The organism is Ruegeria sp. BH8, from assembly GCF_056538065.1.
Genome location: NZ_JBQFSP010000022.1, coordinates 25,762 through 34,798 on the forward strand (window position 1 = coordinate 25,762; position 9,037 = coordinate 34,798).

Genomic DNA, 9,037 nt, shown 5'->3' on the forward strand with positions numbered 1-9,037 from the left:
GTTAATGGTCACTTTTGTAACCATCAACTTGTTAATTGTCCCCAAGACAACCCGCGACGCGCCATGAACCGGGGCTTTCCTTGGCTACGGTTTCCATCATTGCGTGCGACGTGTTGGCTCCGATTTCCTTGCAATAGTTCATCGGCCCGCCGCGCCAGCGCGGAAAGCCGTAGCCGTGAATTTGAACCATATCGACGGCTTCCGCGGACTCGGCGATCCCCTGCTGAATGATCAACGCGCCCTCGTTGGCCAGCACCGCCAGGATGCGCGACACGATTTCGTCCTGCGCATATGCCCGCCGCGTTATGCCCTGATCCGCCGAGTGGGACTCGATCAACGCCTCCACTTCGGGATCGCGGATCGGTTCGCGATGACCCTCTTCATAGCGATACCATCCTTTGCCCGTACGTTGGCCAAGACGACCCATCTCGCACAGCTGGTCAGCAATCGTCACATAACGTTCGTTCGGGTCGCGGGTTGCGGCATTGCGTTTTCGGTTGGCCCAGGCAATTTGGAGGCCGGTCAAATCTTGCAGCTCGTAGGGCCCCATGGGCATCCCGAAAGCTCGCATTGCCTGATCCACCTGATAAGGCAACGCTCCATCTGCCAGCAAATAATCGGCCTCGCGCCGATACGCAGCCAACATCCGGTTGCCGATAAAACCATCGCAGATGCCCGACAGGACAGAAACCTTGCGAAGCCTTTTTCCGAGCGCAAACCCTGTGGCGACAACTTCGGGCGAAGTTTGCGGCGTATGCACGACTTCCAACAGCTTCATGACATGGGCAGGGCTGAAGAAGTGCAGGCCAATGCACCGGGATTGATTTTCGATACCCGCGAAAATCTCGACCGGGCTCAGGTAAGACGTGTTCGTGGCCAGAATCGCGTCACGCTGCATATGGCGGGCCAATTCTGCAAAAACCTGTTGCTTGACTGACAAGTCTTCAAACACAGCCTCGATAGCCAACTGAACGTCGGCAGCTTCGGAGTAGCTGTCAACGGCGCGAAATGCAGAAAGGCGTTCCTGTAGCTGCGCTTCGGACATCTTGCCCCGCTTGACTGCCCCCTTTAGCAGCCCCTTAACCCGATCATGGGCCGCGGCCGCTGCTTCCGTATCCCTCTCGATCAGAGTGACCGACAACCCGCCATTCAGGGCTGCGGTTGCGATCCCTGCCCCCATCAACCCGCCACCGACAACTGCGATCCGGCTGATATCGCGCGGGGTAACACCTGCGATCATGGTAGGTCTGGCAACCTTGCGCTCGGCAAAAAAGGCGTATCGCAGGGCGCGGCTTTCTGGGCTTTGACGCAGCGCCAGATGGCGCGCCCGCTCTTTCGGCTGTGCGGCAGCAAAGGGTTCTGACGACCAGCTGAGCGCGGTAAGGTTTTCCAGCGGTGATTGCTGACCCCTGGCGGTTCTTTTCAAAGCCTGACGGCTCGTCTCCAGAAGGTCAGACGCGAATTCGCCGACGGGCCGTTGACTGACAGGTGCCGGGCGCTTTGGCAGGTTGGCGACAAAGTCCAGAACAGCCGCCTTTGGGTTATCGGCAATCAGATCAATTCCCCCGAGATTGGCCATTTCCTCGGCTTTCAGGATTTTTCCTGAACAGGCGATGTCGATCGCCGCTTCCATTCCAACAAGGCGCGGCAATCGTTGCGTGCCCCCCGCCCCTGGGATCAGGCCTACATTGACTTCCGGCAGCCCAAAGCTGGTGCCCGGCGCTGCGATCCGCCACGCGCAGGCCATGGCAATTTCAAACCCGCCACCCAACACGTTGCCGTGCATACAGGCGATAAACGGCACATTACTGTCTTCGATCTTCTGAACAACATCAGGCAAATGCGGCTCAGCCGGAGCCGCGTCAAACTCGGACATATCACCGCCTGCGATGAATGTCCGACCGGCGCAGCACAGGACGGCAACCCGAGCTTTCTGAACTGCATCGATCGCGTCGGCCAGACCCTGCCGAACCCCCGTCGAGGTTGCGTTCACCGGCGGGTTGTCGACCGTGACCCAGGCCACGTCGCCCTTAAAGTCAACACTCACCAGCGACGGCTGCGACATTGGCAATCCCTTTGATCAGTCCAGATTCGGTTCGGGTTTATATATTGACCAACCGTTCGGTTAATGCAATGATTAAGTTGTCACGGGAACAGATGAGACAGCCATGAGCGATACGATCCTTGTACATGATCACGGAAACTGGGTTGAAATAACCCTGAACCGCCCCGACAAGCTGAACTCGTTCAATGAGGAGATGCATCTTGCCCTTCACGACGCGCTGAAGAATGCGCGCAAAAAAGGCGCCCGCGCGATTTTGCTGACCGGCGCAGGGCGCGGTTTTTGTGCGGGTCAGGACCTTGGAGACCGCGATCCCTCAAAAATGGATGGCCCGCCCGACCTGGGCAAAACTGTACGCACTTTCTATGCCCCTCTGGTTCGACTGATCCGGTCTTTGAATTTCCCGGTCGTTTGTGCCGTCAACGGCGTGGCCGCGGGCGCGGGCGCGAACCTTGCACTGGCCTGCGACATGGTTCTGGCCGGGGAAAGCGCGAAGTTCATCCAAAGTTTTTCCAAGGTCGGGTTGATCCCGGACACAGGCGGCAGCTGGCACTTGCCCCGATTGTTGGGCGAGGCGCGCGCTAAGGGGCTGGCCCTGACAGCAATGCCCCTAACCGCCAAACAGGCGGAAGACTGGGGGTTGATCTGGAAGGCGTTTCCCGATGATCAGCTGATGACCGAAGCACGCGCTCTTGCCACGCGACTCGCCAACGGCCCCACCCTTGGCTTGGGTCTGACCAAGCAGTGCATTCAAACAGCAGCCACCACATCCTTGTCCGATCAGCTTGAAATTGAAGCGGACGCAATGAAAACCTGCGGGGAAAGTGCTGATTACGCCGAAGGCGTGTCCAGTTTCCTCGAAAAACGCGCACCGCATTTTCAGGGAAGATAATGATGACCCCAAAAGAACGCGCCCAAAAATCCGCGGCAGCGATGTGGGCCAATGACGAAGCCAGTAAATGGTTCGGGATGGAGCTTGTCGAGGTCGATGAAGGGCGCGCTGTCCTGTCGCTGACTGTTGCGCCGCATCACTGTAACGGACACGGTATTTGCCATGGCGGCGTCACGCACGCTCTTGCTGACAGTGCTTTTGCCTTTGCCTGCAACAGCCGGAATGTTGCGACTGTAGGGCAGCATACAATGGTCAGCTATCTTGCACCGGGACGGAAAGGTGACCGCCTGACTGCCACCGCGACAGAAGTGAACCTGTCCGGTCGCAGCGGCATCTACGACGTCCGCGTCATCAATCAAGACAACACTCTGATCGCTGAGTTTCGCGGCATGTCCCGCGCTATTGGCGGCCAGAATTTTCAAGAATAGTTTCGTGACTGGAGGAGTTACGCGATGAAAGACCTTTCCCCCAACAAAGCGGACCTGGACCCGATCGAAATCGCCTCGATCGACGAAATTCGCGCCACACAGCTTGAGCGGCTGAAGTGGTCCGTGCGCCACGCCTATGAAAACGTTCCGATGTACAAACAGCGCTTTGACGAGGCTGGCGTGCATCCTGACGATCTTCAACAGCTTTCGGATCTGTCAAAGTTTCCGTTCACGTATAAAAACGACCTGCGCGACAACTATCCGTTTGGTCTTTTTGCGGTTCCGCGCAGCGAGATAATTCGCCTGCACGCGTCCTCCGGCACAACAGGCAAACCGACAGTGGTCGGCTACACAAAGAATGACATAGACAACTGGGCTGACCTTGGCGCGCGGTCTCTTCGCGCGTCTGGGCTGCGCAAGGGCGACATGGTTCACAACGCCTACGGCTATGGGCTGTTCACCGGTGGGCTAGGTGCCCATTACGGGATCGAACGCCTTGGCGCGACTGTCGTCCCGATGTCGGGCGGGCAGACCGAAAAACAGGTGAACCTGATCAACGATTTCCGTCCTGACGGGATCATGGTTACACCCTCCTACATGCTCAATATCCTTGAACAGTTCCACAAGGCGGGTCTCGACCCACGTGAGAGCTCGCTGAAGGTTGGCGTTTTTGGTGCCGAACCCTGGACTGACGCGATGCGGGCCGAGGTCGAGGCGGCCTTCGACATGCACGCCGTCGATATCTATGGCCTGTCCGAGATCATGGGCCCCGGTGTCGCCAATGAATGCGTTGAAACCAAAGACGGGCCTGTAATCTGGGAGGATCACTTCCTGCCGGAAATCATCGACCCGGCAACCGGAGAAGTCCTGCTCGATGGCGAAACCGGAGAATTGGTGTTCACGACACTAACCAAAGAAGGGTTGCCGATGATCCGCTATCGCACACGCGATCTGACATGCCTGCTGCCGGGGACGGCGCGGTCCATGCGCCGGATGGCAAAAATTACAGGTCGCAGTGACGACATGATGATCCTGCGCGGCGTCAACGTCTTCCCCAGCCAGATCGAGGAACAGGTCATGGCAACGGGCGGTCTTGCCCCCTATTACCAGATCGAGCTCTACAAATCCGGTCGCATGGATGCCATGCGGGTCTTTGTTGAATCCTCCCCCGATTCCACCGACGAGCTGTCAAAAACGGCCGCTGCACGGATGCTGACCAAACGCATCAAGGACGTCGTTGGCGTTTCAACCGAAATTGTAGTAGGTGACCCCGGCGACGTCGAACGCTCTCAGGGCAAGGCGAAGCGCGTTGTAGACAATCGCGATAAGGACTGAGCCGTGGCCCGGACAATTGCCAAAGACCACGACCAAAAGCGGGAACAGATCCTGAAGATGGCGGCAAAAGTGTTTGCCGACCAGGGGTTTGACCGTGCTTCGATGACCCTTTTGGCCAAAGAATGCGGCATCTCGAAAGCAAACATATACCACTACTATGACAGCAAGGATGCCATCCTGTATGACATCCTTGAAACGTACCTGCGTGAGTTGCGGGACCGGATTTGCAATGTTGATCTGGACGGCCTTAACCCCGAACAGAAACTGCGCAAAGCAGTGCGCGAGATCCTTTTTGCCTATCAGGGTGCAGATGACGAGCACCGGGTTCAGATCAGTGGCATGAGCGCATTGACCGAAGAACAGCAAAAAAGGCTGCGGGGCTATCAGCTTGATCTGGTGAACTTTGTCCGCGACATACTTCTGGAAATGTCCCCCGGTTCTTTTGACGGCGCCAAGGACAAGCTTCGCGGCGCGACGATGTCAGTCTTTGGAATGTTGAACTGGTATTACATGTGGAACACCGGCGCAGGCCCCAAAGCCCGCGAAGATTATGCCGATCTGGTGAGCACCCTGACCATGCATGGTGTGCAAAAGCTTTAGGCATGCCCGCTTGGAGAAATCACGCACGGGTGTGGTCTCGTGTGTTGTTCTGAAATCGCAGATCAGATTGGTCGGCTATCCTGAGGCGCGCCAATAAGGACCGTGGCTGCAGCGAGCGCGTGGCCTTCTTTCTTACTTTTTGCGCATCTTCAAATCGTCTAAGAAATTGCGTTTCGCTGCCATGACCTCTTCGTCCGTCATGTTTGATCTGTTCAATTCCAGAAAATACTCTGCGGCTCCAACCGGTTGGACATTCAAGTTACTGACAGGCGTAAGATCATCGGACCTTACGTTCAGCATCGATAGCACCTTTGTGGCGGGAAATAGACGGTCACTCATGTTTGAGGTGTCTAGGGAAACGACGTCGGCTCGGGAGGATACGGCATCCTTAACTCGGGCAACCACACCAGCAAGATCTGCGCCTTGCTGAAGTAGGTCCGCGTATTCCGAAAGGCCTTCCTGAATTCGGTTCGAACGTATGTTTTGCCAATAAACACTCTTAATCCAATCAGAGGCGTTCCTGGTGGTAAAAAAGAAGGTTGCACGCGCGTTACCATCAGCGAACTTCTCGATCTCATCCAATAGCACTTCAGACAAAACCGTTACCATGGAATAAGAATACACATTTTTACGCCCTGGAATCAGGCCCGCAAACTCCTCGTTACTAATCAAAAGCGGTTTGTCTGTTTCGTTTTCAAAGCGCGCCAGAGCTTGTCTTAATTGTTTACGAAACTTATTTAGCACTCGTTCTTCTTGCACTACAGAAAAGCGCCGTGCTGAGAAGCCCGCCTCTTGCAGATCACTCGGAACCAGAATATTCACTCTGCCCTTTAATCGGGAACGATTTCTGAGCAACATTGTTTGCAGTGTTCGAGTGCCTGTTTTATGAAACCCCTGATGTATAACGACTTTCAACATTTTCTTATCTCTCGCTAAACTCTCGTCGAAGTTGCCGGAAAAGCGCTTTCCTCAATACCCTTTCATCCTTCAAAGACCCACAATTGACCTTTGACCTACCCACCGATGGTCCCTCACTCATAACGAGAGTGAGCGTGTTAGATATTCATAGTCTTCGGTTTCGGCTTGGGCAAACTCACCTGCGGCAATGACTTCATACAGGCTGGAAAACTCAGGAAAATCACCGTTCAGGGCGATCGCACCATCATCGGTAATCAACCAAAAGAAGGTATCCCTTGCAGCACTGAACGTTGCGAATTTTATGGCAGGCTCTCCCAGACATCGCGGATGACATCCGCCGCCATCAGCACGTCATCGCGGGTTGTGTCGAATTGCCCGACCTGAAAACGGATGATCTTGCGGCCATTAAACATGCCTTGCGTCAAGTAAATTCGGCCATCGTCATTCAGCGCGTCCACCAGTCGCTGCTGAGCGGCGTCATCCCCTGGACAGCGAAAGGAAAACAGGCTCAGGATCGGGCCGGTGGTGATCTCAAACCCCTCTATCGCGCCGATCTTTTCTGCAAGTTCATTGGCCCAGAGCACATGGTTGCGAATTCGGCTCCGCAACCCGTCGAGACCGTATGACCGCATCAAGAACCAGATCTTCAATGCCCGGAACCGTCGACCCAGAGGGATTGTCCATTCCGAATAATTCGTTACCTCTGCCCCTGTGGTCTTGAGGTATTCCGGTTCGATCTTAAGCGTGTTGAGCTGTGGCGTGGCGTCCCGCAGAAACTGGATCGCGCAATCGAACTGCGCCCCCATCCATTTATGTGGGTTGAAGACAATGCTGTCGTAACGATCCGCCCCGGGCCAAAGGGCCTCACGAAGCTCGGGGCAGATCATCGCCGACCCCGCCCAGGCCGCGTCGAGATGCGTATAGAGGTCGTATTTTTGCGCGATGTCAGCCACCGCCACCAGATCATCGCAGGCCCCAACCCCGGTGCCGCCCGTAATTGCAATGATACCAGCAGGTACATACCCGGCCGCGATGTCACCCTGAATTGCGACATCAAGAGCCTCTGCATCAATCGTATAGGTCGGACCACGTGTCGGCAGTTTCACCAGATTGTCCTGACCGATCCCTGCAACCCAGCAGGCCCGATCAATCGACGAATGAACCTGATCCGAGCAGTAGATGCGCAGTGCGCCCTTGGCGTTCAGGCCTTCGCGGTTGCCGGTAAACCCTGTGGCCCGTTCCCGCATGGTCAGCACAGCCGACAACGTGGCGGATGATGCGCTGTCCTGAATAACTCCGGTCGTTCCTTCCGGCAATCCAAGCGCCTGCCGCAGCCAATCGACCATGACACCTTCGACCTCGGTCGCAGCTGGTGAGGTCTGCCATAGCATGCATTGCGCCGCGATTGTGGTCACCAGCATTTCAGCCAGCATCGACGGCGGCGCTGCGTTGGCCGGGAAATAGGCAAAGAACCGGGGATGTTGCCAATGTGTGATACCCGGCATCACGATTCGTTCGAAATCGGCCATGATGGCTTCCATGGGCTCGCCACTATCGGGGGGCGATGCCTTTAGCTGGGCCGTGATTTCTCCTGGTGTGGTCTTGGCCCGAACAGGACGTTCAGCAAGTGTCTTGTGGTAATCGGCCGCCCATTTCGAAATGTGCTGACCCCAATGCGAAAACGCGTCCCAATCCATGCGCAAGCCTTCTCTTGTAACTGAACACCAATTTGTCCAGTCCCCGACCTTACCCGTTCGGCTCGCGGATTAAAGCCGAACAGGTGTGCTTTCTTCAAATGAAAAGGTCCCGAGTTCTGCCTTCAGACCGAAAAGCTGACATTCGCCTGACCTGTGCCAGAGCTGCCGAAGTAGGGGGTGTAGATGTCGATCTCACCCTTGTAGCTGCCCCAGCCCAGAGCTCCGAACAGCAAAGCCGTGTCATTCATGGCGCATTCGCCTGCGCATTTCTTCGCATAGTCCGGCAGCATTTCAAGGAACTCTTCGAACCGTCCCTGTTCCCACATCTCCAGCACGTGCATATCCATCTGGCGGTTGAACTCGCCGTTTACCGCATTCAATCCGTCGACCGAGCGCTCATTCGGCGTGAAATCATGGCTGAGTGAGCCAGAGGCCAGTATGGATACGTTCCGGTCGGAACGCCGGATACCTTCGGCAATGGCCTCACCCCAGACGCGGTTTTCCTGGATCGACGAGAACTGGTTGACTGCAACGGGCAAAACGCGCGCATTCACCCCTTCGTTGATGAAATGCATAGGCAGAAGGGTGCCATATTCCATTCCCATATCGGGGTGCGAATGGCCAAGCGCTCGCTCGCCACGCTCACGCAGAACATCAAGGATGGTTTCCCCCAACGCGTTATCTCCGCGATAATCAAACTCCATGTCTGCCAGCATGTGCGGCAGTTCATGACTGATGAAGCGGCCTTTGTGGTGCTCTTTGGTATTCAGGTGAAACCCCTGATTGGTGATCCAATGGGTGTCGAACACAAGAAACGTCTCGACCTCGCGGTCTATCGCGTCCTGGCGCAGGCGCGCATAACCATCAATGGCAGACTGCCGGATGCCTTTGTATTTTGGCATCGTGTGGGACATCCAGATACTTGGCACATGCGTGATCTTCGCGGCTTGTACGATCTTTCCCATGGCAGTTCCTCCTCGTGTTTACCGATGTCTGTGTACCAGAGCCCTTGCCCGGTTACAGTTTCCCGAGCTGCATGATGTTGTGATTTCCGGTTGCGAAGCCGACGTGTTTTTGTTCCATGTAGAACTCGAAGCTCCAGTTG

9 protein-coding genes are annotated in these 9,037 nt (G+C 55.9%); 4 read left to right on the forward strand and 5 right to left on the reverse strand.

The features are described 5' to 3' along the window. Positions 1–31 precede the first annotated feature (31 nt). Positions 32–2,065, reverse strand: coding sequence for an FAD-dependent oxidoreductase (locus ACR0AD_RS19780; RefSeq protein ID WP_480484860.1), 2,034 nt, complete (start codon positions 2,063–2,065; stop codon positions 32–34). Positions 2,066–2,168: 103 nt separating this feature from the next. Between ACR0AD_RS19780 and paaG the strand changes: the two genes are divergently transcribed. The 4 genes from paaG to ACR0AD_RS19800 are packed head-to-tail and all read left to right on the forward strand — an operon-like array spanning position 2,169 to position 5,317. Then, positions 2,169–2,954 (forward strand): 2-(1,2-epoxy-1,2-dihydrophenyl)acetyl-CoA isomerase PaaG, encoded by a 786-nt coding sequence (paaG, locus tag ACR0AD_RS19785; RefSeq protein WP_480484861.1) that lies wholly within the window; start codon positions 2,169–2,171, stop codon positions 2,952–2,954. Positions 2,955–2,956: 2 nt separating this feature from the next. Beyond that, positions 2,957–3,382 (forward strand): hydroxyphenylacetyl-CoA thioesterase PaaI, encoded by a 426-nt coding sequence (gene paaI / locus ACR0AD_RS19790; protein ID WP_480484868.1) that lies wholly within the window; start codon positions 2,957–2,959, stop codon positions 3,380–3,382. A 24-nt stretch (positions 3,383–3,406) separates the two neighbouring features. Next, positions 3,407–4,717, forward strand: a complete 1,311-nt coding sequence (gene paaK, locus ACR0AD_RS19795; protein ID WP_480489211.1) for a phenylacetate--CoA ligase PaaK — start codon at positions 3,407–3,409, stop codon at positions 4,715–4,717. 3 nt (positions 4,718–4,720) lie between these two features. Beyond that, positions 4,721–5,317, forward strand: a complete 597-nt coding sequence (locus ACR0AD_RS19800) for a TetR/AcrR family transcriptional regulator (RefSeq protein ID WP_480484862.1) — start codon at positions 4,721–4,723, stop codon at positions 5,315–5,317. A gap of 132 nt (positions 5,318–5,449) precedes the next feature. Here ACR0AD_RS19800 and ACR0AD_RS19805 read toward each other — a convergent pair whose 3' ends face one another. The 4 genes from ACR0AD_RS19805 to hpaD all read right to left on the reverse strand — a co-directional run bounded on the left by ACR0AD_RS19805 (position 5,450) and on the right by hpaD (position 8,897). Next, complete coding sequence (locus ACR0AD_RS19805; RefSeq protein WP_480484863.1) at positions 5,450–6,235, reverse strand: hypothetical protein; 786 nt, start codon at positions 6,233–6,235, stop codon at positions 5,450–5,452. Positions 6,236–6,352: 117 nt separating this feature from the next. Further along, positions 6,353–6,493 (reverse strand): hypothetical protein, encoded by a 141-nt coding sequence (locus tag ACR0AD_RS19810; RefSeq protein WP_480484864.1) that lies wholly within the window; start codon positions 6,491–6,493, stop codon positions 6,353–6,355. Positions 6,494–6,534: 41 nt separating this feature from the next. Further along, positions 6,535–7,932, reverse strand: coding sequence for a pyridoxal phosphate-dependent decarboxylase family protein (locus ACR0AD_RS19815; protein ID WP_480484865.1), 1,398 nt, complete (start codon positions 7,930–7,932; stop codon positions 6,535–6,537). A 122-nt stretch (positions 7,933–8,054) separates the two neighbouring features. Beyond that, entirely contained in the window at positions 8,055–8,897 is an 843-nt protein-coding gene (gene hpaD / locus ACR0AD_RS19820) for a 3,4-dihydroxyphenylacetate 2,3-dioxygenase (RefSeq protein ID WP_480484866.1), read from the reverse strand. Positions 8,898–9,037 lie beyond the last annotated feature (140 nt).